Genomic DNA, 24,999 nt, shown 5'->3' with positions numbered 1-24,999 from the left:
AGTTAACCTTTATCCGCCAAGCCAACCATACGTGCTAGCTCAGCCGTTCTATTGGCATAACCCCATTCATTGTCATACCAAACATAGAGTTTTACTTGAGTGTCATTAACTACCATTGTAGATAACGCATCAATAATGCTTGAACGAGGGTCAGTTTTATAATCAATAGACACTAGTGGACGTTCTTCGAATCCCATGATGTCTTTTAACTCACTTATTGATGCTTGTTTAAGTAATTGGTTTACTTCTTCAACCGTTGTACCGCGAGCTACTTCAAATACACAATCCGTAATAGATGCATTGGCTAGCGGAACGCGAATAGCATGACCATTTAATTTGCCTTTCAATTCAGGAAAAATATGTGTAATTGCCGTAGCCGATCCTGTTGTTGTTGGTATTAAACTCATACCACAGGCACGTGCTCTGCGTAAATCTTTATGGGGGGCATCTAAAATGGTTTGTGTATTGGTTATGCTATGAATAGTTGTCATCGAACCATGTTTAATGCCAATTTTCTCATGAATAGCTTTTACTACTGGTGCTAGACAGTTAGTGGTACATGATGCGGCGGTTACGATAGGATGAATAGCTTTATCGTATAGTTCGTCATTGACTCCCATAACGATATTCAATACACCATCTTCTTTTACTGGGGCTGTCACTACAACACGCTTTACACCTTGATCTAAATAGGCTTGTAATAAAGCTTTCGTTTTGATTTTACCCGATGCCTCAATAACCACATCACAATCAGACCAATCAGTTTCGTGAGTCGCTTTGTTTTGCGTACAAGGAATAGCCTTGTTATTGATGATTATTGAATCCCCCTCATGAGTAGCATCATGATGCCAACGACCATGTACTGAATCAAACGTCATTAAATGTGCAAGTGTTTCAGCATTTCCCGCAGGATCATTGATTTGAATAATCTCTATATCATCCCAATCAAAGGCTGCTCGCATTGATAAACGTCCCATACGGCCAAAACCGTTAATACCAATTTTAATTGTCATAAATCTGTCCTAAGTGTTGTTCAAAATTATAAATAAGTATTGAAATAATCAAGTTGTACTGGGTGCTTTAGCGCTTTAGGCCGTATTTCCTGTACTGCTTCAATTACCTTTTCACCAGACCACCCAAAAGCTAAAAGTATAAGTCCAATCACTAATCCTGTTCTGCCAGAGCCACCTTTGCAGTGAACTGCAATGATGCCCTTGTTATTTATCACGTCTAAGATGTTAGCCTTTTGAGCATTCCACTGAGATTCAAAGGCTTGGCTTGGGGCTGCATCATCTAAAATGGGTAATTGAACCCACTCAATTCCTTGTTTTTCGCATTCAATGGGGAGAGATAGTGCATTATTTTTTTCCATTTCTTCATCAAACATCAATGTAAGTAGCATTTGAGTTTCTGCTTGTTTAAGTGTTGAAATAGACTCAGCTAAAGTAGAGTCTTTCGTGCCTGGGCACGGGGTAAAAATAAGTTGTGCACCGTTTTCAAGCGATAAAATGTCAAAAGGATGTGTTTGCATAGTGAATCCTAAAAATGGATGAATTTAAAAAATAAGCTAATGCTATTTAAACCAGTACTGAGTACGATTAATAATGTAAACCAAAGACAACATAACAGGCACTTCAACAAGTACCCCTACTACAGTCGCCAATGCTGCACCAGAGTGTAAGCCGAAAAGCGATATAGCTACTGCAACCGCTAATTCAAAGAAGTTAGATGTACCGATTAAACAAGCCGGAGCGGCTATATTATGTGGTAGTTTCATCCACTTGGCTGCTACATAGGCAATAATAAAAATACCGTATGTTTGGATCATCAGGGGAATTGCAATTAAGCCAATAGTTTCAGGTTCAGATATTATAGTATTTGCTTGAAATCCAAATAATAACACCACTGTTGCTAACAGGCCGATAACCGACCAAGGCTTTAATGTTGATAACAAATCATTTAATGATTGTTCTCCATTACCATTATTCAGGATTTTACGAGTCACTACTCCTGCAATTAAAGGCAGCAAAACATAAAGTACTACAGAAATTAGCAACGTTTCCCAAGGTACTTGAATATCGCTCACGCCAAGTAAAAATGCCGAGATAGGCGCAAAAGCAAATATCATAATCACGTCATTTACTGATACTTGAACCAAGGTATAGTTCGGATCACCTTTAGTTAACTGTGACCATACAAATACCATTGCAGTACATGGGGCTACCCCTAATAAAATCATCCCTGCGATATATTCTTGAGCAGATGCCGGATCAACTAAATCAGCAAAAAGGAAATAAAAGAATAACCGACCTAAACCGACCATTGTAAAGGGTTTAATCAGCCAATTAATAACAATGGTTAATACTAGTCCTTTAGGGTTTTTACCCACATCTTTTATCGCAGAAAAGTCAATTTGAACCATCATAGGGTAAATCATCACCCAGATGAAAACAGCTACTATAATGTTAACGTGTGCAATCTCAAAGTCGGCAATCATTTGAAAAACATTAGGTTGCCATAAGCCTAATACCACACCAAGCACAATGCTTAAGCCAACCCAAACTGATAAATAACGCTCAAAAATACCCATTATTCAATCCTTTATTCATTCTTTATAGAAAATTTATTTACAGAAACTTGCTCTATCAGGTCTATTTTGCATATTAGCTAAACGTTGAAGTTCGTTACTGATCATAGGAATATTATTTTCTGTTGTTTGTGCAATAACTGATTTAGCCCATAACGGTAAGTCAGGATTGATACGATAAAACACCCACTGACCGTGCTTTCTATCAGTTATCACCTTAGCTTTTTTCAAAACAGCTAAATTACGTGATACCTTGGGCCGGCTATTTTCTTCCAATGCTTCCATTAATTCACAAACACAAAGTTCACCATGATAATGCGTCAACATTAACGTTTTCAGTCGGATATCATCAGTTAGGCTTTTATAAAAGGAGATGGGTTCAAAGTCATCAAGTTGATCACTTTCGACATCAATCGAATTCTCAGTAACACAACAAGTAATGTTGACGTCTTTATCTTCAACCAAAAGAAACATCGATAGACGGTTGTTAAGCTCGTTTAATGTTGTAGAAAAAGGGTTACTACCAGAACGCTCTTTTGGATCGGGAAAATCCCATGCTAATTGCTTAACGGCATTGGGGTAGCTGCGGCATTCATTATTGGCTTTGTCACATAGAGTAATGACATAATCAAAAACTTGACCTTCAAAGACATTCATATTTTTAGAAACTAAATTATTAGTATCTAAACCAAACTTCCCTAACGCATTAATAGCACGAGGATCAACTGTATCAGGCTGAGTACCTGCACTATAAACATCATACTTATCACCGCCTTTATGTCTTAGTAAGGCTTCCGCCATTTGAGACCTAGCCGAGTTTCCAGTACATAGAAAAAGGACTTTTTGTTTACTTATATTTTTCATGAGAAATCAACAACAACAAAACATACGAATAATTATATATACGAAAAATAATATATACAATACCGTTGTTATATTTTACTAATTCATGAGGCTAGAAAACAACGTTGAAATATTAGGTGGATTAATTTTAATAGGTATTGGTTTTAAAAGCTTATACCTGTAATTTATATGTTTACCATTTGACTAAAAGCGAGAGAGTAGATGATTACAATAGGTAAATTAGCTAAAAAGCTAAATATCAATATTGAAACTATTCGATTTTATGAAAAAAAAGGACTTATTTCGCAACCACTAAAGCCCGAAAATGGTTACCGATTATACAGCGAAGTTATAGCAAAACAGCTTCAGTTTATTTTTAAAGCCAAAGGGTTAGGCTTTACGCTGAACGAAATATCTTCACTAATGTTAATGGATGGGAACTGTAAACAAGTCGAATCATTTGGTTTACAAAAATTAGATATTATTCGACATAAAATAGCGGATTTACAACGTCTAGAAAGTGTTATTAGCGAAATGACTAATTCATGTAAAACCAACCAAGACCAATCCTCTTGTCCTATTATTGATTCATTAAAGTAGCTGTTGACTCCGTACCTATATACGGAGTTTATCGTAAGTATAAATTACTTAGGAATGATTATTGATGATAAACAAATTACTCGATAAAGTCGGCTCTGGTGGGGTTTGGATAGCAGCTCTTAGCTGTACTGCCTGCTTTCCAAACATTAAGTTCTTTGGCTTCAGCACTCGGTTTAGGGTTTCTTTCGTCTTTCGAAGGTATTGCAGTAAATACATTACTACCTATTTTCGCTTCACTTGCGTTACTCGTAAATATCTATAATTGGTATCACAAGAAAAACCATTTAAGAGGATCGTTAAGCATTCTTGGTCCTATCGCTGTTTTACTAACGCTATACCCTCTTTGGCAATATGGTTGGAGTACCTATTTATTCTACTTTGGCATAAGTTTAATGGTCGTAATGTCAGCATTAGATATTGTAAAACCTACTAAGGAGCGAACATGCAAAATATAGAATTAAACTCAACAATAACTTGCCCTGAGTGTGGTCATAGTAAGACAGAAAAGATGCCAACTAACGCCTGTCAGTGGTTCTACGAATGTGAATCTTGCAAAACTCTCCTCAAACCTGTGAAAGGAGATTGTTGTGTATTTTGCTCATATGGAACAGTGAAATGTCCACCGATTCAGGAAGGACAGAATTGTTGTGATAGTTAACCACTTATGACGCTTTACAGCACTTTGAAATCATTCAAGTGCAATTACGTGAACGAATGCTATGGTGGTTTTGTTGACTATCAAGATGAAGGAAGCTCAATGTCTAATGAACACTAGAAACAGCTCGAAAATCCATTGATGCTAACGTCCGGTCGTATCTTTGCTGACCATATTGGATCGTTGACGAGTTACAAAATTTTTCTCAGGTGTAACTTAAATATTAAATTTCCTCATCGTGTGACACATTTCTCATTATTTGTGACGTTCCACATATGTTCATAGTGGAAGTGAAAAATTCAAAGCAGCTTAACTATAAATTAAGCTGCTCCCTTCTATTTAAATTTCACTAGATTGCTGTTTCTTATTCTCAGAGCCATGTGCCCATAGGTATAAAACAGGTAATACAAACAAAGTTAAAATTGTGGAAGATACAATACCCCCAATTACAACGGTAGCTAGAGGTCGCTGCACCTCCGCACCAATCCCTGTATTTAACGCCATTGGAATAAAGCCCAAACTAGCAACTAAGGCGGTCATTAAAATAGGTCTTAAGCGAATTATAGCACCTTCAATGATAGCTAAATAAAGATCACCTTTTTCATGCCAGAGATCTCGAATAAAAGCCAACATAACCAAGCCATTTAATACAGCGACACCGGACAGCGCTATAAAACCGACACCTGCTGAAATTGATAAGGGCATGTCTCTTAAATAAAGTGAAAATACGCCCCCCGTCAACGCCAAAGGAACACCACTAAATATAATCAACGCATCTTTTAACGAACCAAATGCGATGACTAAAATGCCCAATATAACGATCAATGTTATAGGTACTACCATGCTTAATCGTTTACTTGCTGACTCTAGCTGCTCAAAAGTTCCTCCATAATCAAGCCAATATCCTCTTGAATTTCTCCTTCTTGATTAATTTTAGTTTTCACTTCCTCTACAAAACTTCCTAAATCTCTACCACGAACATTAGCTGTAACCACAATTCTTCTTTTTCCATTCTCACGGCTAATTTGTCTTTGGTAAAGACTCTGACTTAAGTTCTGCAACTTCGTCAAGAGGTACGTAGCTACCATCATCAAGCGGAATTGGCAGAAACTTCAATCCATCGATATCCGTTCTTATTTGCTCAGGGAGACGAACAACTAACTCAAAACGCCTGTCACCTTCATACATTATCCCCGCAGATTCACCTCCAATTGCGGCGGCAACCCAATCTTGCAATTCAACCACACTCAGACCATATCTGCCCAATGCATCTCGTTTGGAAATAACAGACAATGAAGGTACACCAGTAACTTGCTCCATACGGACATCTGCTGCGCCATCGATGGTTTTCACAATATTTAAAATATCTTTTGCCGTAAGTAGTAACTGATCCAAATCGTCACCAAATACTTTGATCCCTAAGTCAGCTCGAACTCCTGAAATCAACTCATTAAAACGCATCTGAATTGGCTGAGTAAATTCATAGTTGTTGCCCGGAATATTCTTCAGTGCATCTTCCATTTCTTCAACCAATTCACTCTTTGGTTTTTTTGGGTCATACCAATCCTTACGTGGTTTTAAAATCACAAAAATATCGGCAATACTCGGTGGCATTGGATCGGTAGCCACTTCTGCGGTTCCAATGCGAGAAAACACTTTATCAACTTCAGAAAATGCCTTTATACGTTGCTCAAGTACCTCTTGCATTTCAACAGATTGTTCAAGACCAGTTGAAGGTATTCTTAATGCTTGTACCGTTATATCTCCCTCATTTAGCTGCGGAACAAATTCAGTCCCCAGTGTTGTTGCTAACCAAAGACTATATCCCATTAAAAATGTCGAAAATAAAACGATACCCCAACGGAATTTCAACGCCATTTTTAACAATGGTTTGTAAACAGATTTGGTTGAACTGATCACAACACTTTCTTTTTCGCTGATTTTACCTTTCATAAACACAGCTATGGCAGCAGGTACAAGTGTTACAGATAAAATCATCGCTGAAATTAAAGCCATAACTACGGTTGCCGCCATTGGGTGGAACATCTTACCTTCAACGCCAGTTAGCGTGAAAATAGGTATATAGACCACTGTGATAATTAGAACACCAAAGAGGCTTGGTCGTATGACTTCTGAAGTTGCTTCATAAACAGTATTTAAACGTTCTTTCAAATTTTGCCTATAACCGTTGTGTTGTGCTTCTGCTAACCGACGCACAGAGTTTTCAACAATAATGACAGCACCGTCCACTATCAAACCGAAGTCCAATGCGCCTAAACTCATTAGGTTTGCAGACACTCCAGTTTTTACCATACCAGTGATTGTCATTAACATTGATAATGGTATTACAGCAGCAGTTATTAGTGCTGCGCGTAAGTTTCCAAGCAACAAGAAAAGCACAACGATAACTAAAATAGCACCTTCAACGAGGTTTTTAGTGACTGTCCCAATAGCTTTGTCTACCAAAGTTGTTCTATCATATACGGCTTCAGCGGTAACACCTTTAGGAAGAGATTGCTGTATTTCGCCTAGCTTTTGTTCTACTTCCAATGCTACGGTACGAGAATTCTCCCCAATTAACATCATGGTAGTACCCAAAACAGTCTCAATGCCATTACGAGTAGCGGCTCCTGTTCTAAGTTCTTTCCCTATTCCAACACTAGCTACATCACCTATTTTTACAGGGATTTCATTATTTTTCTTGATTACAATATTGAGTATCTGATCGATTGTTGCAAGTTGGCCAATGGATCGAACCAACACTTGCTGTCCGCTTTTTTCAATATAGCCGGCGCCACGGTTATCATTATTTTTACGTAATGCATCTGAAACATCTTCGAAGCTAACTCGATGGAATAGTAATTTTTCAGGATCGGGAGTTATATGATACTGCTTGTTATAGCCACCAATACTATTTACCTCAATGACACCTTTAACCTGAGCTAATTGCGGTTTTATGATCCAGTCTTGAATTTCCCGCAAGGCAATGGCTGTATACGGCTCTCCGTTAGACATTTTAGCGTCAGGAGAAGCTTGAACTGTATACATAAATATTTCACCAAGCCCTGTAGAAATAGGACCCATTTCTGGCTCTAAGCCAGAGGGAATAACGCCTTTTATCGCAGCTAACCTTGCATTTATTAGGTTTCGGGCAAAATATATATCAGTTCCCTCTTCAAAGATAACGGTCACTTGAGATAAGCCGTATCTTGAAAGGGAGCGAGTGTGAGATAGCTTTGGCAAACCTGCTAGAGCTGTTTCTATTGGAAATGTTACCCGCTGCTCGGCTTCTAAAGGTGAATAACCGGGTGCAGAAGTGTTTATTTGTACTTGAACGTTTGTTATATCGGGGACGGCATCAATAGGAAGCTTTTGAAAACTCCACATACCAACACCGATAATAACCAACAACAAACTTAATACTAAATAGCGCCTATTTATTGCTAGACGCAAAATTGATTCAATCATATTACGTCTCCTAATCGTCGTCTTCTACTTCAGATTTCAATATATCTGCTTTTATCAGATAACTGTTTTTATTTACATATTCAGAGTTTTTATTAAGACCATCAACAACTTCTATGTAGTACTTATCTGAACGACCTAACACAAGCGGTGTAAATTCATATTCTTCACCTTCTTTCACAAATACACCTATTCGCCCCCCAGTTCTTGTAGAGCTATTTTTTCGACGGCTAGATCAACCTCAAATTGACTTACCCTAATACTTCCTTTTAGGAGTTGACCTGAAGTTAGATTTAGCACTGTATTGTCTAATCGCACTCGCGCTAATACATAAGGTTGATATTTAGATGGAATTATATTGGTGATTGTTGAGTTGAATGTTTGCTCGCCATGCATAATGTCAACATGTTGACCGACTTTGATTTGATTATATTGGTTAGTAAAAACCTTAAATTCGGCCCACAAAGTGTCAAAATTTACGATTTCAAACAAGTTGGTGTTTTGAGTGATACCGCCAACGTTTCCATTTCGCTGTAAAACTACCCCAGAAATAGGAGACGTAATTTTATATGTATTCAAGCTTTCGTTAGATTCAATAACGGCTAATAAATTGCCTTTTTTTACGTTATCACCAATGGTGAAATTTATAGTCTTTATTACGCCGTTATATCTTGCACCAACTTGAAATAACTGTTCAGCGCCTATCGTCGTAGCGCCGTATACAGGAATGGTCTGGTTCAATATTTTTGATGACAGGTTGGCTGTTTCAACACCAACCCTTTTTGCCATACTATCGTTAATTTTACTTATGCCTTCTTCGTCTTCATCTTCGCTAGCGAAAACACTTTGAATGGGTGACAAATACCCAACAAAAATCAATAGTGCGAGTAAATAGTTTTTCATTTTTAAATCCTAAACAATTCAGTTCATAACTGAATTAAAAAATATGGTTAATCGTAAAGTGATGCCTTGTCTATAATGACAGCGCTTCGTTTGTTAATTTTTCTATCTCTGCACCGTAAATTAAGGCAGCAGACGCTGCATCAATAAGGGTTCGTCGTGCATTTAACAGTTCTTGTCTAGCAGATACATAATCAAGATAGCCATATCGTCCTTTTTGATAGGCCATTTGAGTATCTTCCAGGGCTTCCTCTAGTATTGGAATAACCGACTTCCTTAATGTATTTGCAGTTAATATTGCTTGTTTTCTATTAGAGTATGCTCGCAGTAAGTAATTTCTAAACCTCAGCTTAGTAACCTCTTTATCTATGGCAACTTGATCACGTTCAGCTAGCGCACTTGCTATTGCACCTGAGTTTCGCTTTTCTGCAAATAAGGGCAAGCTAAAACCTGCTACTAGTGCGGTATCATTGGTTTCTTGAGAGCGTCTGACACCTACAGACCATTTAATATTGGCATTAGACTCAGTTTTAGCTAACCGTATTTCGGCCTCTTTTAATCGCTGTTCATTAGCATAAATTTTAATAGCAGGGTTGTTCTCTAACTGAGCAAAAAGACTGTTGAAATCACTATCATTACCAAACTTATAAAGGTCTCCATTCACTCTAGAGAAGGATACCGATGTATCTCCCCAATAGGCTGATAATGAGAGTTTTAAATATTCTAAGCGTTTGTGTTCAGATTGAACTGTTAGATTAGCCTGAGCAATAACTGCCTTTGACCGTTTCACTTCAGCCTCCGGTGTTGCACCTGCGCGATTACGTTGAGATACAATTTTTAACGTTTCTTCTGCTAGCTCAAGTGCATTTTCAGACAATAAGACTCTTTGTTGGGCTGCAAGCACCTCAACAAATTTTTCAGTAACCTGAGCCATTAGGTTAAGTGCCGCAACCTCTTTCTTAGCGATGAGTAAAGCTCTAGAACTTGAAACAAGCGCTATTCTCGCCGAGCGCTTATTTCCCATTTCAATAACTGAAGACAAAGCAACGGTTAGTTCCGCACTATCAAACTGATTGAATTCTCCTGAACCAAGAAAGTTTTCAGCTTCAATGTCCAGTTCATAAGCAGGAGTTAAATTTGCTGTTCTTTCACGTCCAATTAACATGTTTTGTTTGAATTCAAATATTTTTAGTTCGGGATTTTTTTAAGTGTCCATTGAATAGCATCTTTGAGGTTTAGTTGCTTTTCAATGGCGTAAACATTGACTGTAAAAAGTGATAAAGCAAGACAAACAATATATTTAACCTGAGGTGTTACACACCTCCTAATTGCTATCTTACGATACACTGATGTATTGAGTACCATATATACTTTCCTGTAAATTTATATTGTAATTTAGGCCGTTAAAGTTTGGCCTTTCTGACTAGGTGTGAAAATCTAGGTGTATTTAGGAGGTCGAAATGGCACTGACATGTATCCTTTTAGTTCACTAGAAACAAAGGCACAAGCGGGGAAATAATCTATTGTTTGTAGAATATTGCAGGACGAGTCTACATTTAAAAATATGTGACAGCAGTAACAATAACTGCAATCATCAGACACGATAGGATCATTAACTACTATATCAATAGCTTCTAATGAATCCGACAGAAAATTCGACTTAGTTATTGATGTTTTAGAATAACTATCAACTAAACGTCCTTCGAAAGAAAACAGAACAGTTTGAATCGCTACCAAAATCAATAAGATCAAACCGAACATATACCATGTGTTCTTGTTCTTTTTAATATTTATACCATCAACAGGTTTAATCATCGATAAGTTCAATCAATATTTAAGCTGTAAAATACGGCGAGCACCGTTTAATACTACAAGGGCAATTAAAAATCCAATAACAAGATCTGGATAACGCGATCCTGTCAGTGTTACCAGTAGTCCGGCTAATATAACGCCAACATTTGCGATAACATCATTAGCTGAAAAAATCCAACTAGCTTTCATATGAGCACCATTTTCTTTACTATCGGATATTAAAAACAAACAAGTAACATTGGCAATTAACGCAAGCGCACCAAAAATAATCATTAAATTTGATACTGGCTCACTTCCATAAATAAATCGCCTTAATACTTCACTCAAGGCACCTAACGCAAGGATAACTTGTAACCATCCCGATATGTGGGCGGCTTTGAGTTTCATCTTAATACTTTTCCCAACCGCATATATCGCTAATCCATATACGGCAGCATCTGCGAACATGTCTAAAGAGTCAGCAATTAGTCCGGCCGATTGAGCAATCCAACCTGCGATAAACTCACAAAAAAACATGAACCCGTTAATGATCAGTAACCACTTAAGAATAATGGTTTCTTTCCCTTCATTTTCTTTAGCAGATTCTTTGGCTTGGGTTGCTTCAACACTGCAACTTTCTCTGGTTATTTCTAACGTAGCACCTAAATTCAATGATTGAAGCTTCGTAGTTATCTCATCCAAATGAGCATCATGAAAAACTTTAACTAGCCGATTAGGAATATCAAATTTTAATCCAACAGGTGGTTCAATACCGTCGAGCGCTAACCTTATCAATCGTTCTTCAGAGGGGCAATCCATCTTAGGCACTTTATACTCAGTGGTGAAACGCCCATCAAAAGCATCAGTATTTTTAATATCTTTAATACTAGAGTCAGTAACAACTGACTCACATTGGCCACTACATTTATTTGACATAAAAAACCTTGCTAAACACATTTTTACAAAGTATAAAGTCTATAGTAACTATAGAGTCAACAAAGAAATTTAATATTATGAAAATTGGCGAACTAGCAAAATTAACAGATTGTTCAGTACAAACGATCCGTTATTATGAAAAAGAACAACTCTTGAAATCCCCAGAGCGAAGTGAAGGAAATTTTCGTTTATATAATAAATCGTCACTTAAACAATTGATGTTTATTAAACAATGCAGAACGCTCGATTTAACCTTATCGGAAATTCGTCAACTGCTTGAGTTACAAAGTTCACCCTCGATTCAATGCAACTCAGTTAACAACATGATCGATAGTCATATTCAGCAAGTTGAACAACGTATTAAAGAACTTAATAGCCTAAAAGAACAATTAAATTACTTAAGTAACACATGCTCAAATAATGGAACAATTGAGCAGTGTGGTATTTTACAAAAGCTTACCAGTGACGTAGCTAAAAATGTTTAGATACAATGCTGATCTTAAATCATTATTTGTTTTCTTCTAGATCTATACATATAGGCTATAAATAAAACCAATATTGTCAACTGTGCCATTATGCCTTCCCAAGTAGACCCAACACCAATCCAATCAACCTCTACAGTAATTGGCAATGGAGAAATTCCAATAACGGCAGCCTCTTGTAATGCTGAAACTGCTTTTCCCATTAATATAAATGACAGTGCTAATAAGAGATATGTGGTTGTTGAAAAGAAACGAGCAATTGGCAATTTTACAGAATATTTAAACATTCCCCATGCAATAATCGATAACACAGCTATCCCGAATAAAAATCCACCGATAACAAATGAGTATTGAGTCGTTGAGGCTTGTGTTAACAGTGATTGATAGAATAAAACCGTTTCAAAAACCTCTCGGTAAACAGCGATAAATGAGAGCACGGCTAGTCCCCAAAGTGTACCTGCTTCTAATTGTGTATTAATGTGCTTTTGAATGTATGCCTGCCAATGTTCAGCATTCGTTTTGCTATGCATCCAGATCCCCACATAGAACAACATTAACGCTGCAAGCATTGCAGCAATACCTTCCATGACTTCTCGACTTGCACCACTGATATTGATCATTGAGTGGGCTACCGCCCAAGTAGCAAAACCCGCTAGTAGCGCAATGAGCCAACCAAAATGGACATATTTTAAGGCATCATGACGTTTAGTTCGAATTAATACTGTTATCAAAGCCAGTACAACCAAAAGGCTTCTAAACCTTCTCTTAGCAAAATAACTAAGCTTGCAGTAAAAAGAGCCTCATTTGATAAAGTGGTTTCTGTCAGTAGTTCTTCCGCGTCATTGAGTTGCCTCACAGTAACTTCCATAAGGCTTTCAAGTTGATTAACCTGTTGTGCGTTACTTAACACTTGACGAAGCTTAATCAAGTTTCCTTCGATGCTTTTACGTAAATTTTTGTCTCGTGCATCCAAACTATTTTCAATTAATTCAAAACCATCTAGATAAGCACTCACAGCAAGTGTTTTGGCCTTCTCATACTCTTCATTTTTATACGCAATGCTTGCGGCAGCTAATTGAGTTTTGGTTATAGCTAAAGGACCACTTTGATTGGTAAACAATAATTTTGGATCGGCTCTTAACCCTTCAATTTCATTTTTCGTTAATCCCTCAGTTTCTGTAGATAATTTTAATGGACTATAATTTATCCAGTTTTGTAATGAAATTGATTGTGATGGTTTGATGAATTCGCTTGATGATTGAAATGCTAAACTTCCGACATAAAATGCAAGGGACCATTTCTGCTGTTCTTTTAATTGTGTGAATGCAGGCATGGCCGTATCATCAAGCCCATTAGATATGGCATCAAACAAGCCTAAAAGTGAACGGTTTTCAGCACGTTTTTTATCGGTAAAATCGGTAGGAGCAGGCTCTAATCCCGATGCTAAAATACCATTTCCTTGACCTGAAAGACCGTGGCAACTCGCACAGTTATTTTCAAATAAAGAAAACGTCGCGTCTTTAGACAGTAATCTTTTAGGGAGAGGTAACTCAGGCATCATAGCCAATAGTGAAATTCGTAGTTCAGAAGCAAATTGCCTGACAGTGTCTACTTTTTGTTTAGTTGAAATGGCGGTTTGTAAAGCCGATGCTTTCTCATTGAGAGAGTGCATAACATAATTATCACTTGACGTTTTATCAACTATCAATTGAGAGAATTCAAGCATTTCCTGGTATTCATCATCGTTAATAACTTGACCATTATCAACCGCTGATGCGTAATCGACCCCCACATATTCTGCCAACTGTGCTATCTGGCGTAGTTGAGCAACCTCATCAACCGTTGAAGCTACACTCAACTTCGAAAATAAAAGAATCGCCATCAACACTAAACAAAATAATGATTGTATTCCTATATGTTTTTGACTTATTAATCGCACGTTCCAACAAAATTGCATACTATGGCCCTTAAATATTACAGCCCAAATGATAATTATTATCAATTGTAATACCTATAGTTACTATAGAGTAAAGTATTAAAAAATATTTTTATAACTGGGTGTTATCAATAAAAATGTAGAGAACATTAGAAAAATCGATGACTAATGGTTTTAAAATGAACATTGAAAATATTTATCTAGCTAATTCTGTCAATTCATCCTTGACCCTATAGTTACCATAGAGATTATAGTGTTGATGTGTTGACCTATAAGCTGTTAATAACAAGATAAATAACGAGCATATATTAATGACTATTGCTCGTTTTAGCCGGAACTGAATTAGTAAAGCAGAATCCTATGAAATCAAATATATATTTAAAGAAATCGAATGTTCTAGATTACGATACCCCTCTAATTACAGACTTGATTAAAAATAGAGGTCGGAATTCTCTTGATGATTTTGAAAAAATAGGGGCTGCTTACAGTTTTGTTAAAGATGAAATAAAGTTTGGGTATAACAGTCGTGATGATATAAGTGCGAGCTTTGTTTTAGCTGATGGGTATGGTCAATGCAATACTAAAGGAACTCTTTTAATGGCTTTATTAAGAGCATTGGATATTCCTTGTAGATTTCACGGATTTACTATTGAGAAAAGCTTACAAAAAGGTGCTATACCCAATTACATTATGTGGCTTGCTCCAGAATTCATTATTCATAGTCAAGTTGAAGTGCTTTTTGAAGATAATTGGATCAATCTAGAAGGCTTTATTATTGATGACTCGTATCTAAAATCTATTCAATCTAAGTTTAAAAATGTGAAAAATAATTTTTGCGGATATGGTATTGCAACAAAGTGTTTATTAGATCCACAAGTGGAATGGTCAGGCAAAGATACGTTTATTCAAAAAGAAGGTATACAAGATGACTTTGGCATTTTTAACACCCCAGATGAATTCTATGAGAAATATGGCACTAATTTGTCTGGCATTAAAAATTGGCTATATAAAAATGTCATTCGACATCTAATCAATAAAAATGTAGAAAGCATTAGAAAACTAATTAACTAATCGTTACAAAATGAAAAAAAGGGTTATCTAGCTAATTCTGAAAATATTTCTTGACTCTATAGTTACTATAGATGTTATTGTTGTGCGGTTATTTTGAATATTCTTAAATTTAATTATTTTCTAAATACCTTCTCAATAAATTTGTGTTATGTATCCTTAAAGGTCTTTGCTGTGAAAAATGTGTTTTTGAATTTTACTTTAGTCATTTTGATTGTATTACAATCATTTGTAGCTATTGCAAATTCACAAGAAATTCATGAATTAGATGTACAGCATATCCAAATAGAACACTCTCATGAATCTGATAGCTTTGTAGCTGACAAAGAATTACCAACAGACAATGAACATAATGCTAAAGATTGTCATCATTGTGGTCATTGCCATGGTTCTCATATTCAGTGGCTCGTTCAAGCTCAAACCTTTACTGAGCGTCCGAATCAAATAGGACATCAGTATGGGTATTTATTTCAATATTCAAGCCCTCTTCACGATAACCCAATAATCCCCCCTATAGGTTAACTCTATTAGAATAGCTCAGTTTAGCTGAGCATCTTTATATTCGTGTCTACTACGATTTCACTGTCGTTAGTTAACACTATTTAAATAAATATGAGTTTAATTTATGAAAATATTTTTTCAAAAAAGTATTGGCGCTGTGCTATGCGTCAGTATGTCTTTGGCTATTTTAATTAATATACAAAGCGTAAATGCACAAACAACATCGACATCTTGGTTATCGATGCAAATAAACAAACATCCCGATATTATTGCCGCCAAAGAAGAAATGAATGCTGCTTTTTCAAATGCTGAAGGAAACAAGCAACCACTTTATAATCCTGAACTAGAGACGGGTTATGAACGAGAAGGTGACGCTAATAATTATTCAATTGGTATTAATCAAACGATTGATTTATGGGATAAACGAGAAACGAAAGAGCAACAAGCTAACTTTAGCTTAACTCAAGCAAGCAAACACTTTGACTTTCTTGTTCAAGAAAAGACAGCGCAAGCTTTACAAGCGTTAGTTACTTGGCAAGCAGCTAAAAAACAAGCGGTTATTGCCCAAGAACAAGAAAAGCAGTTAGAAACCTTACTTGATATAGTTAAAGACCGTCAAAAAGCAGGTGATCTAGGGCAAGTAGATGCCGAACTTACTTTTTTAAGTTTATCCCAAATGTTGAATGTTACCGCAAAGGTACAAGTTCAATTAAAACAAGCAGAAGCCCAAACCAAAGAGCTATTGCGAGATTGGACGCCAGATAAAGAGGTTATACCTGCGCAAGGTTTAACTATCACTAATTATCAACTTTCACCTCAATGGCTTGAACAACATCCCTTAGTCTTAGCGGCAAAAGCACAGTGGCAAATAACTAGAAGTGATGCTCAACTAGCTTTGTTAGAAACTAAAGCTGACCCAACTATCGGTATTAATGCAGGAAAAAATGATAGGGAAAACGTGTTAGGCGTAACTTTTTCAATGCCTTTGAATATCCGTAACAATTATTCAGCACAAGCAAGAGCTGCGAATCAACAAGCAATAGCTGCTGAAGCAAATTTTCGCTCCGTTATGCGCAAACAGAGATTTGCTATCCAATCAAGCACTGACACCTTAATCACTTATCAAAAAAACTATCAACGATGGCAACAATTGATGGATGGAAGAGGAAAACGTAGTGGCGATTTACTGCAAAAGCAATGGCAAAGCGGTGATGTAAGTACTACCGAATATTTACTTGCATTACAACAACGTGCTGAAGGTCTTAATCTTGGTATTGAATTACAAAGTCAATTTCAATTAAGCCAAATCGACTGGCTATTACAGGTAGGCCAAATTAAGGCCGCGACTCTGCAATTATCTCAGCTTTGAATATTAAAGGCATTATCAAGAATCAATTAATAGTCAATGAACCAATTTTGGAAAAAATATATGAATAAGCAAATTAAATTAATAACGCTGGCCGCTCTTTTTTGTGGGATAACAACCATAACTACTGCGACATTTGCAAATGTTCAATCATCTGAAAAAGCCGAAAAGCATGTTGAAGAAAAAGATGATGGACATGGACATGAAGCTAAAAATGAACACAAAGAAGAAAAAAACGACGGGCATGGGCATGAAGGTAAAAATGAGCACGAAGAAGAAAAAGACGATGGGCATGGACATGAAGGTAAAAATGAACACGAAGAAGAAAAAGACGATGGGCATGGACATGAAGGTAAAAATGAACACGAAGAAGAAAAAGACGATGGGCATGGACATGGAGGTAAAAATGAACACGAAGAAGAAGGTGCGGGAGTTAAACTTTCAAAGGAACAATTAAATTTAGCTGAAATTAACATAACCGTACTAGAGCCTCAGGCGATGACTTACAGTATTTATGCTCAAGGAGAGATAAAAGCGAATGACTATACCAGTTATTTAGTCTCGCCAAGAGTAGATTCGGTGATACTAAAACGCCATGTTGCTTTAGGTGATCATGTTGAAATCAATCAACCGTTAGTCACCCTATTTAGTGAGTCAATGGCTGAAGCACAAGCCGGCTATAGGCTCGCTGATTCAGAATGGAAAAGGGTTCAAAAACTTGGTCGAAAAGCAGTAGGTGATAAACGCTTTATAGAAGCTCAGACCGATTTTGAGGCTGACTTAGGACGATTATATGCGTATGGCTTATCTGCTGACGCTATTACCTCTTTGGCTACCAACACTAAAAAACTTGGTCAATATACATTAAACGCAGAGACCTCTGGCGCGGTATTATCTGATAATTTTCGTCAAGGGCAACGCATAGAATCCGGCGGTACTTTATTTGATCTGGCTGATGAGGATACGTTATGGGTTGAAGCACGTTTAGCTCCATCAATGGAATTGGACTTACCTGAAAATTCAAAGGCGCAAGTAAATGTAGGTAACAATACATACATAGCTACGGTCACTCAAAAAGCTCATACCATAGACCCAGTAACTCGCACACGCATTATACGTTTACAGGTTCAAAATGACGGTCATAAGCTTCATCCCGGTTTATTTGCTGATATCTATTTTGCCCTTGAAACAGACAAAAAAGTTCTGACTGTGCCTGAAGAAGCATTAATGCGTGGTAGTGATGGTGATTGGATGGTGTTTGTTGAAGAAAATGGCGAATTTAAAGGTGTCGAAATTGAATTGGGACGACAATTGGGAAAATCACGTGAAATTTTTGGTTTGCCATCAGGTACTAAAGTCGTTACAACGGGCGCTTTTTATGTTGCAGCAGAAATTGCCAAAGGTAGTTTTGACGCGCATAACCATTAATTAATAATTGGAGAACTAACACATGTTAAATCGTTTGATTGACTGGTCTGTCGCTAACCGATTATTGGTAATACTTGCCTTGATTGCGTTAACGGCTATGGCCATTTTTACTATTCCACGTTTGAATTTGGATGCATTTCCAGATGTTACAAACGTGCAAGTTGCCATAAATACTGAAGCACCTGGTTTAGCTTCGGAAGAAGTAGAACAACTCATTACCTTTCCCATCGAAGCCGTAATGTATGCATTACCTGATGTTGAAGAAGTACGTTCTATTTCTAAAACAGGACTGTCTGGTATTACGGTAGTTTTTAAGGAAGGCACCGATATCTATTTTGCCCGCCAATTGGTTTTTGAGCGGTTGCAATCAGCAAAAGAATTAATACCTGAAGGTGTTGGTACACCTGAGATTGGGCCAAACACCTCTGGTTTGGGGCAAGTATACCAATATTTACTACTCGCTGATGAAGACTCTGGTTATGACAGCATGTCACTTCGCAGTCTAAACGATTGGGTGGTTAAATTATTATTAATGCCAGTAGATGGTGTTACTGATGTCTTAGCCTTTGGTGGAGATGTTAAACAATATCAAGTAAATATTAATCCATCACGTTTACTTGCTTACCAATTGACCCAAGAAGATATCGCTAACGCATTAGAAGATAATAATGATAATGCTTGGTGGTCGGTATATGGATAGAGGCCAAGAACAACTTATTATTAGAGGTGTTGGTTGGTTAAGTAGCAATGAAAAAGGCATAGAAGAATTAAAACAAATTCCTGTCAAAACGATTGCAGGTACTGTTGTTTACCTTGCTGATGTGGCAACTGTTGAATTTGGTAGCGAAATTAGACAAGGCGCTGTCACGATGACTAAAAGAGAAGGAGTTAACAGCAGTAAGTTTTTGGGTGAAGTGGTTTCTGGTATAGTATTAAAACGTATGGGCGCAAATACCAAAGTTGCCATTGATGGTATAAAAGACAGAATCCCGCTCATTCAACAAGCCCTGCCAAAAGGGGTGACGTTTGAACCTATTTATGACCAAGCTGACCTAATCGAAAAAGCCGTAAGTACGGTTTCAAAAGCATTGATTGAGGCTTTTGTCTTTATTGTTATCGTGTTAGTGCTTTTTTTACTTAATGTTAGAGCTGTTTTACTGGTACTTATTTCTATCCCACTTTCTGTTGGTATGGCGTTAACGGTAATGGCCTACAATGGCTTGTCTGCAAACTTAATGTCACTGGGTGGTTTAGCGGTTGCTATAGGGATGATGGTCGATGGTGCGGTGGTGATGATGGAAAATATTTTCAAACATCTTAGTCAACCCGATCGTCGTCATGAGCATGAAGGAACACACGACAGTGAAAATCCGTTTGATGTAGAAAAAGATACCTCTGTTGGTTTACGTATACAGATAGCCGCACGAGAAGTGGCTAAACCCGTGTTTTTTGCGGTCACGATTATCATGGTAGTGTTTGCCCCTTTATTCAGTTTGGAAGGTGTCGAAGGTAAACTATTTCAACCGATGGCAATAAGTATCATGATTGCGATGGCCGCCTCTCTAGCTGTATCACTCATTGTCGTTCCGGCGTTAGCCAGTTACTTCTTTCAAAAAGGCTTTAAAGCCCGAACCGACCCTTTAGTTAGCATACTTGAGAAACTTTACCGCAGTAGTTTAACAAAAGCGATGAATGCCAAAAAAGTTATTCTTATCGGTCTTGGAGCTTTGCTTGTAGGTGCTTTATTTTTAGTACCGCATTTAGGCACTGAATTTGTACCTGAACTTGAAGAAGGCACTATTAATTTACGTGCAACAATGGCCCCTTCGACTAGTTTAACTACCGCCCTTTTTGTCGCGCCTAAATTGGAAAAATTACTACTGGAATTTCCTGAAGTTACCTACGCAGCCAGTCGCATTGGTCGAGCGGAAATTGGTGGCGATCCTGAGCCAGTGAGTAATATTGAGATCTATATTGGTCTCAAGCCAACAGCAGAGTGGACGAGCGCAAAAACACGCCATGAACTACAGGGCTTGATGGAAGAAAAGCTTGAGCAATTCCCTGGCTTACTACTGAATTTCTCTCAACCGATAGCGACAAGAGTAGATGAATTACTTTCTGGTGTTAAAGCTCAGTTAGCAATAAAACTATTCGGTCCAGATCTCGATATCCTGGCTCAGCAAGGTCAGGCTATTGTTAATGCTATTCAAGGTGTTGATGGTGCAAGGGATGTCGCTATGGAGCCAATAGCAGGAGAATCTCAGTTAGTCGTTAGACCAAACCGTCGTCAATTGTCTAGATATGGTTTGTCGATTGGTGATGTAATGAGGTTAGTGCGAAATGGTATCGGTGGTCAGGAAGTAGGACAAGTCATTAATGGTAATGAACGTTATGATATTTATCTGCGAATAGGCAAAGCGTTTAGAGATCAGCAACAAACGATTGCTGATTTACGACTACAAGCCCCAACAGGTGCATGGGTACGACTAGGTGATGTTGCAGATATTGCCATTGAATCTGGCCCTCCTCAGGTGCGTAGAGATGATGTTCAGCGACGCGTCGTTATTCAAGCCAACGTACAAGGTCGAGACATGGGGAGTGTGGTAAAAGATATTCGAGCAGCAATTGCAAGTAAGGTTGATTTACCTCCCGGTTATTCCGTTGATATCGGTGGGCAATTTGAAAACCAACAAAGAGCACAACAACGACTTGCTATCGTTGTTCCACTTTCTATTGGCATGATAGCGCTCTTATTGTATTTTGCTTTTACCAGTGTTGGTCAAGCTATGCTCATTTTGGTTAATTTACCTTTAGCCATGATTGGTGGCATAGTCGCCCTATATATTTCTGGTCAATATCTATCTGTACCTAGCTCAATTGGTTTTATTACCTTATTTGGTGTCGCTGTTCTCAACGGCGTGGTTATGGTTGAAGCGATTAATCTACGCATTGAAACAGGTACAGAAAGTATTGCTCAAGCCGTTTACGAAGGTGCTATATCAAGACTTCGCCCTGTATTGATGACGGCTATTATTGCCGCCCTCGGTCTGATACCTATGATCATGTCAAATGGTGTTGGCTCTGAAATACAACGACCATTAGCCACGGTAATTGTAGGAGGCTTGATCACTGCGACGTTCCTTACTTTATTTGTTCTGCCTGTGCTTTATGGTTGGTTTTCTAAAGGTCGGATTGAAGAAATGAGAAGATAGTTTTGTTTGGTTAAAGTAAATTCAACTGTTTACTTTAACCTTATATCCCGTAGATATTCGCTGCGGGATATAGATTTATAGGAGAAAGTAATGTCCGACAATGTACATCAACACTCAACCGCCATGGACACAGCCATATTCCTAAAGATATGTCTTCAAGTCGTATTGGTGGGCATTTATATTAAATGTTTGTTTTACTATTATTGAATTCATTGGCGGTCAGGTTAACCAATAGCACCGCAATAATGGCGGACGCGGTTCACGATTTAGGAGATAGTTTATCCATCGGTCTCGCATGGGGATTAAATAAACTCAGCAAGAAAAGCCGTGATGAAACGTTTAGTTATGGCTATCATCGCTTTTCTTTATTTGGCGCGGTTATTAATGGCGTTGTCTTAATAGCAGGGTCGATTTGGGTGTTAACCATCTCATTCCCTCGATTGTTATCGCCAGAGATGCCTGATGCTCAAGGCATGTTATGGTTAGCGATATTAGGGGTGATTGTTAATGGTTATGCTGCTTTTAAATTAAGTGAAGGGAAAACATTAAACGAACGTGTACTTAATTGGCATTTATTGGAAGACGTCTTAGGTTGGGTAGCCGTATTAATTGTTGCTATCGTCCTAATGTTTATCGAACTGCCAATACTTGATCCGATACTTTCAATCGGATTTACCTTATTTATTCTTTTTAATGTCTTAAAAAATCTCCGCACTGCAATACGTCTGTTTTTACAGGCAACACCAGAGCAAGCCATTCAAGAAAAAATAAAAATTGAATTATCAACATTGAAGTTTATTGAAGATATTCATCATTTCCATTTATGGTCCCTTGATGGTGAAAGGCATGTACTTACTGCTCATTTAGTGTTGAATCATTATTTTGATAAACAAGAATATATTGAAATAAAGCATGAAATATCAACACGACTTAGCCCTTTTCATCTTGAACATACAACACTGGAATTTGAGTTCGTAGACGAAATATGTAGAGACTCAAAAAACAATTAGAAATATACACATAACTTACAAATATTAGGAGAGTACATCATGAAAACATTAACATTTGTCATTTTAGTATTATGTAGCGGCCTTGTTTATTCTTTCGAAGAAGCATCGAAAAACATTCATCAAGCGAATAATAAGCAGAGTGAGGATACCAAACATTGGATGGCATCAAAAACTGACGTTGAACGCAAAAATCCAATTAAAAAAAGTTTAGAATCTATTAAAAGAGGACGCAAAATTTACGTCAGTAGCTGTGCTAATTGCCACGGCAGTGATGCGAACGGTCATGGCCCTGCTGCTGTTAATTTAGTCGTAAAACCTACAAACCTGCGAGAAATGGTGGCCTTCATACTGATGGGGATTTGGCATGGAAAATTACGAATGGCCGTGGTGCAATGCCTGCTTGGAAAGGTATGCTTGGAAAAAACCAAGTTTGGGATTTGGTCAACTATATTCAATCTCTAAAAGATTCTCCGGTCAAGGATAAAACAAATAAACAGTAAAATATTGATAGGTCAAAATTTATAAAGTGACTTCCATCACGCCACATTATTTTATTTTTTTAGTAAAAAGTTAAGAGCAGATATTATGATTTTACGATATTTATTGCTTTTTGTTTTCCTTTATTCATTAGACGTTATTGCCACTTCTCAAACTATTCAAATTTATAGTTGGAAAGACACGTCTGGGCAAGTTCATTATTCTCAATTTTCCCCTGAGAGTGAAGTTAATAATTTCGATGTCACTATTGAAGAAATGCCTTTACCCATTCTCAAAACAGAAAAAGACAAAAAGTTTAAAAATTGGTCGGTAGAAATTGATAAGTATATAGCTGAGAAAAAAAACTTGCTAAAAAATCAGAAACAGCAAGTGAAAATGAAGAAACGGTACAAAGAAAATTGTGAAACCTCACAGAAAAACTTGATTCTTTATAAGAGCCACCGCAGGGTTAGAATACGTAGTGATGATACACAAGGAGGTTATATCATGTCCGAGAAAGAGCGACTAAAGAAAATAAAACTTGCAGAGAATAGCATTAAGTCTTATTGCTAAATTCAACTTAAATAACTTAACGACATTGAGGAATCAAAACTAAAGCAAATATCTACAAAAGTAAGGATCTCTTTACGAACATTATCACTAGGCAACGCTATTAATTTATCTCTTATCAGTTCATTCATATGGAATTCTCCAAGTAATCAATAGGACAAAAAGGCCGAAGACTTCCGGAAAAATATGATTGATGAAGAATAATTGGAAACTTACGAGCGTCTTTATGGTTTAAAAGTGTTTCCTTAATACCGTTACTGAACTCACAGTAGGTGATCACAGAGACAATAGGAGTTTCAACGTGAATGCACTCAAAGACCAATTTCTGCTCCCCTAGTTGGAATATAAACACCTGCTTCTCTTGAATATCTTTGATTGAAACACTCAACGTTGGTAAGTTGGATTCAATTTTTTCAGTTAAAGAATCTAATAATGGAAAGCCATATATTGAATATTTTTGACCATTAATTTTATATTCATTAGGGATTTCATCTGGAAAAAACGAATCAAAATTAGTGAAAAAATTCACGCTATTTAAAAACCAATTTCTATGTTCTTCTATTAATGGCCTTTCAGTTATGGCTTCTTTTGAAGATTCGTTGCTTTGCTTCAGATTTTGATCTAATGATTTGTAGAAATTACTAAGCTTAAATTCGTTAGGCAAAACTTTCGTTGCAATTAATCTGTACACGATATGATTAATTTTAAAATCGCAATAGAGAACAGCTTGGCTGTTGTTTAAAGTTTTAAAACAAGGTTTCCATTCAAGATTAAATTCATCCGGTGCAACAACAATATATTTGGCTTCGTCACCTAAGCCAAATAACTCATAAAGGATCGATATCAACCTAATCTTGCTGATATTAATGACCACCATGCTTTCCAATCGTTTTGCCATAAATTCGATGCTTTTGTGCAAGTCATCAATCAGCAGTTCATCTTCACACTCGCAGATTAAAAGAAACTTTAACCAATGATGCTGAAATGTACCGTGTATTTTGGCATCACAAACCTGTTCAAAAAGTAATTCATTTAAAGAATCATAATTTTGAGTGCAATAAATAGCACGTGCTAATAGATCTTTACCAAGCGCTTGAGGCAGGTTGAGTGAGTTGGCGATAAATTTCGATTGGAGTCTTAATTTGTGACTTAGAGTGAGTGCTGAGATCATT

The 24,999-nt window shown here is 37.1% G+C and carries 23 protein-coding genes and 4 pseudogenes; 13 read left to right on the top strand and 14 right to left on the bottom strand.

Annotated elements, in window-relative coordinates:
* Positions 1 to 2: 2 nt before the first annotated feature.
* From L3081_RS10215 to L3081_RS10200, 4 genes are read right to left on the bottom strand one after another with little or no spacing between them, the layout of a single operon-like run.
* On the bottom strand, positions 3 to 1,013 hold the full coding sequence (locus L3081_RS10215; RefSeq protein ID WP_242285834.1) for an ArsJ-associated glyceraldehyde-3-phosphate dehydrogenase: 1,011 nt from the start codon (positions 1,011 to 1,013) through the stop codon (positions 3 to 5).
* A 26-nt stretch (positions 1,014 to 1,039) separates the two neighbouring features.
* The gene (locus tag L3081_RS10210; protein WP_242285832.1) at positions 1,040 to 1,531 is read right to left on the bottom strand and encodes a phosphatase domain-containing protein; all 492 of its coding nucleotides are present in this window, start codon (positions 1,529 to 1,531) and stop codon (positions 1,040 to 1,042) included.
* Between the two features lie 42 nt (positions 1,532 to 1,573).
* A complete protein-coding gene (gene arsB, locus L3081_RS10205; protein WP_242285830.1) occupies positions 1,574 to 2,590 on the bottom strand; it encodes an ACR3 family arsenite efflux transporter in 1,017 nt (338 codons plus the stop codon).
* A 33-nt stretch (positions 2,591 to 2,623) separates the two neighbouring features.
* Entirely contained in the window at positions 2,624 to 3,388 is a 765-nt protein-coding gene (locus L3081_RS10200) for a metalloregulator ArsR/SmtB family transcription factor (RefSeq protein ID WP_420839722.1), read from the bottom strand.
* A 264-nt stretch (positions 3,389 to 3,652) separates the two neighbouring features.
* Between L3081_RS10200 and L3081_RS10195 the strand changes: the two genes are divergently transcribed.
* From L3081_RS10195 to L3081_RS10185, 3 genes are all read left to right on the top strand, one after another.
* Entirely contained in the window at positions 3,653 to 4,030 is a 378-nt protein-coding gene (locus L3081_RS10195) for a MerR family DNA-binding transcriptional regulator (protein ID WP_242285826.1), read from the top strand.
* Between the two features lie 155 nt (positions 4,031 to 4,185).
* Positions 4,186 to 4,485, top strand: coding sequence for a MerC family mercury resistance protein (locus L3081_RS10190; protein ID WP_242285824.1), 300 nt, complete (start codon positions 4,186 to 4,188; stop codon positions 4,483 to 4,485).
* Complete coding sequence (locus L3081_RS10185) at positions 4,473 to 4,688, top strand: GDCCVxC domain-containing (seleno)protein (RefSeq protein ID WP_242285823.1); 216 nt, start codon at positions 4,473 to 4,475, stop codon at positions 4,686 to 4,688. Before L3081_RS10190 ends, L3081_RS10185 begins: the two co-directional genes overlap by 13 nt.
* A gap of 336 nt (positions 4,689 to 5,024) precedes the next feature.
* Here L3081_RS10185 and L3081_RS10180 read toward each other — a convergent pair.
* The 6 genes and pseudogenes from L3081_RS10180 to L3081_RS10155 form a co-directional block, all read right to left on the bottom strand.
* Positions 5,025 to 8,153, bottom strand: a pseudogene (locus tag L3081_RS10180) (efflux RND transporter permease subunit).
* 10 nt (positions 8,154 to 8,163) lie between these two features.
* On the bottom strand, positions 8,164 to 8,331 hold the full coding sequence (locus tag L3081_RS10175) for a hypothetical protein (protein ID WP_242285820.1): 168 nt from the start codon (positions 8,329 to 8,331) through the stop codon (positions 8,164 to 8,166).
* 8 nt (positions 8,332 to 8,339) lie between these two features.
* On the bottom strand, positions 8,340 to 9,053 hold the full coding sequence (locus tag L3081_RS10170) for an efflux RND transporter periplasmic adaptor subunit (protein ID WP_242285818.1): 714 nt from the start codon (positions 9,051 to 9,053) through the stop codon (positions 8,340 to 8,342).
* 70 nt (positions 9,054 to 9,123) lie between these two features.
* The gene (locus tag L3081_RS10165; RefSeq protein ID WP_242285816.1) at positions 9,124 to 10,215 is read right to left on the bottom strand and encodes a TolC family protein; all 1,092 of its coding nucleotides are present in this window, start codon (positions 10,213 to 10,215) and stop codon (positions 9,124 to 9,126) included.
* A 272-nt stretch (positions 10,216 to 10,487) separates the two neighbouring features.
* The gene (locus L3081_RS10160) at positions 10,488 to 10,865 is read right to left on the bottom strand and encodes a hypothetical protein (protein WP_242285814.1); all 378 of its coding nucleotides are present in this window, start codon (positions 10,863 to 10,865) and stop codon (positions 10,488 to 10,490) included.
* Positions 10,866 to 10,877: 12 nt separating this feature from the next.
* Positions 10,878 to 11,777: a cation efflux transmembrane domain-containing protein gene (locus tag L3081_RS10155; RefSeq protein ID WP_242285812.1), complete on the bottom strand. Its 900-nt coding sequence runs from the start codon at positions 11,775 to 11,777 to the stop codon at positions 10,878 to 10,880.
* 77 nt (positions 11,778 to 11,854) lie between these two features.
* On the opposite strand from L3081_RS10155, the gene cadR reads away from it, so the two are divergent.
* Positions 11,855 to 12,262 (top strand): Cd(II)/Pb(II)-responsive transcriptional regulator, encoded by a 408-nt coding sequence (cadR, locus tag L3081_RS10150; protein ID WP_024592054.1) that lies wholly within the window; start codon positions 11,855 to 11,857, stop codon positions 12,260 to 12,262.
* Positions 12,263 to 12,276: 14 nt separating this feature from the next.
* On the opposite strand, the gene L3081_RS10145 is transcribed toward cadR, so the two are convergent.
* Together L3081_RS10145 and L3081_RS10140 are read right to left on the bottom strand one after the other, a co-directional pair.
* Entirely contained in the window at positions 12,277 to 12,990 is a 714-nt protein-coding gene (locus L3081_RS10145) for an FTR1 family iron permease (protein ID WP_242285810.1), read from the bottom strand.
* Positions 12,987 to 14,216, bottom strand: coding sequence for a cytochrome c (locus L3081_RS10140; RefSeq protein WP_242285808.1), 1,230 nt, complete (start codon positions 14,214 to 14,216; stop codon positions 12,987 to 12,989). The genes L3081_RS10145 and L3081_RS10140 overlap by 4 nt, the downstream gene beginning before the upstream one ends.
* A gap of 339 nt (positions 14,217 to 14,555) precedes the next feature.
* Here L3081_RS10140 and L3081_RS10135 point away from each other — a divergent pair, with 339 nt between their 5' ends.
* The 9 genes and pseudogenes from L3081_RS10135 (at position 14,556) to L3081_RS10100 (ending at position 23,830) form a co-directional block, all read left to right on the top strand.
* Entirely contained in the window at positions 14,556 to 15,266 is a 711-nt protein-coding gene (locus tag L3081_RS10135; RefSeq protein WP_242285806.1) for a transglutaminase-like domain-containing protein, read from the top strand.
* A gap of 171 nt (positions 15,267 to 15,437) precedes the next feature.
* Positions 15,438 to 15,785 carry a DUF2946 domain-containing protein gene (locus L3081_RS10130; protein WP_242285804.1) on the top strand — a complete coding sequence of 116 codons (348 nt, stop codon included), beginning with the start codon at positions 15,438 to 15,440 and terminating at the stop codon, positions 15,783 to 15,785.
* 103 nt (positions 15,786 to 15,888) lie between these two features.
* Positions 15,889 to 17,133 (top strand): TolC family protein, encoded by a 1,245-nt coding sequence (locus L3081_RS10125; protein WP_242285795.1) that lies wholly within the window; start codon positions 15,889 to 15,891, stop codon positions 17,131 to 17,133.
* A 60-nt stretch (positions 17,134 to 17,193) separates the two neighbouring features.
* Positions 17,194 to 18,558: an efflux RND transporter periplasmic adaptor subunit gene (locus tag L3081_RS10120; RefSeq protein WP_242285792.1), complete on the top strand. Its 1,365-nt coding sequence runs from the start codon at positions 17,194 to 17,196 to the stop codon at positions 18,556 to 18,558.
* A gap of 22 nt (positions 18,559 to 18,580) precedes the next feature.
* A pseudogene (locus L3081_RS10115) lies at positions 18,581 to 21,770 on the top strand (efflux RND transporter permease subunit).
* Between the two features lie 149 nt (positions 21,771 to 21,919).
* Positions 21,920 to 22,780, top strand: a pseudogene (locus tag L3081_RS10110) (cation diffusion facilitator family transporter).
* A 39-nt stretch (positions 22,781 to 22,819) separates the two neighbouring features.
* Positions 22,820 to 23,125: pseudogene (locus tag L3081_RS10105) on the top strand (c-type cytochrome); the annotation flags it as partial.
* Positions 23,126 to 23,172: 47 nt separating this feature from the next.
* Positions 23,173 to 23,280: a c-type cytochrome gene (locus L3081_RS29025; protein ID WP_420839720.1), complete on the top strand. Its 108-nt coding sequence runs from the start codon at positions 23,173 to 23,175 to the stop codon at positions 23,278 to 23,280.
* Between the two features lie 85 nt (positions 23,281 to 23,365).
* Entirely contained in the window at positions 23,366 to 23,830 is a 465-nt protein-coding gene (locus tag L3081_RS10100; RefSeq protein WP_242285788.1) for a DUF4124 domain-containing protein, read from the top strand.
* A 2-nt stretch (positions 23,831 to 23,832) separates the two neighbouring features.
* On the opposite strand, the gene L3081_RS26780 is transcribed toward L3081_RS10100, so the two are convergent.
* Positions 23,833 to 23,958 (bottom strand): hypothetical protein, encoded by a 126-nt coding sequence (locus tag L3081_RS26780; protein WP_274620488.1) that lies wholly within the window; start codon positions 23,956 to 23,958, stop codon positions 23,833 to 23,835.
* Positions 23,955 to 24,998, bottom strand: a complete 1,044-nt coding sequence (locus tag L3081_RS10095) for a hypothetical protein (protein WP_242285786.1) — start codon at positions 24,996 to 24,998, stop codon at positions 23,955 to 23,957. Before L3081_RS10095 ends, L3081_RS26780 begins: the two co-directional genes overlap by 4 nt.
* Between the last annotated feature and the right edge of the window lies 1 nt (position 24,999).

It is taken from the genome of Colwellia maritima, assembly GCF_022669015.1.
Classification (GTDB): domain Bacteria; phylum Pseudomonadota; class Gammaproteobacteria; order Enterobacterales; family Alteromonadaceae; genus Colwellia; species Colwellia maritima.
Note: the sequence above shows the minus strand (reverse complement) of the source record. Positions and strands in the feature narration are given on the sequence as shown.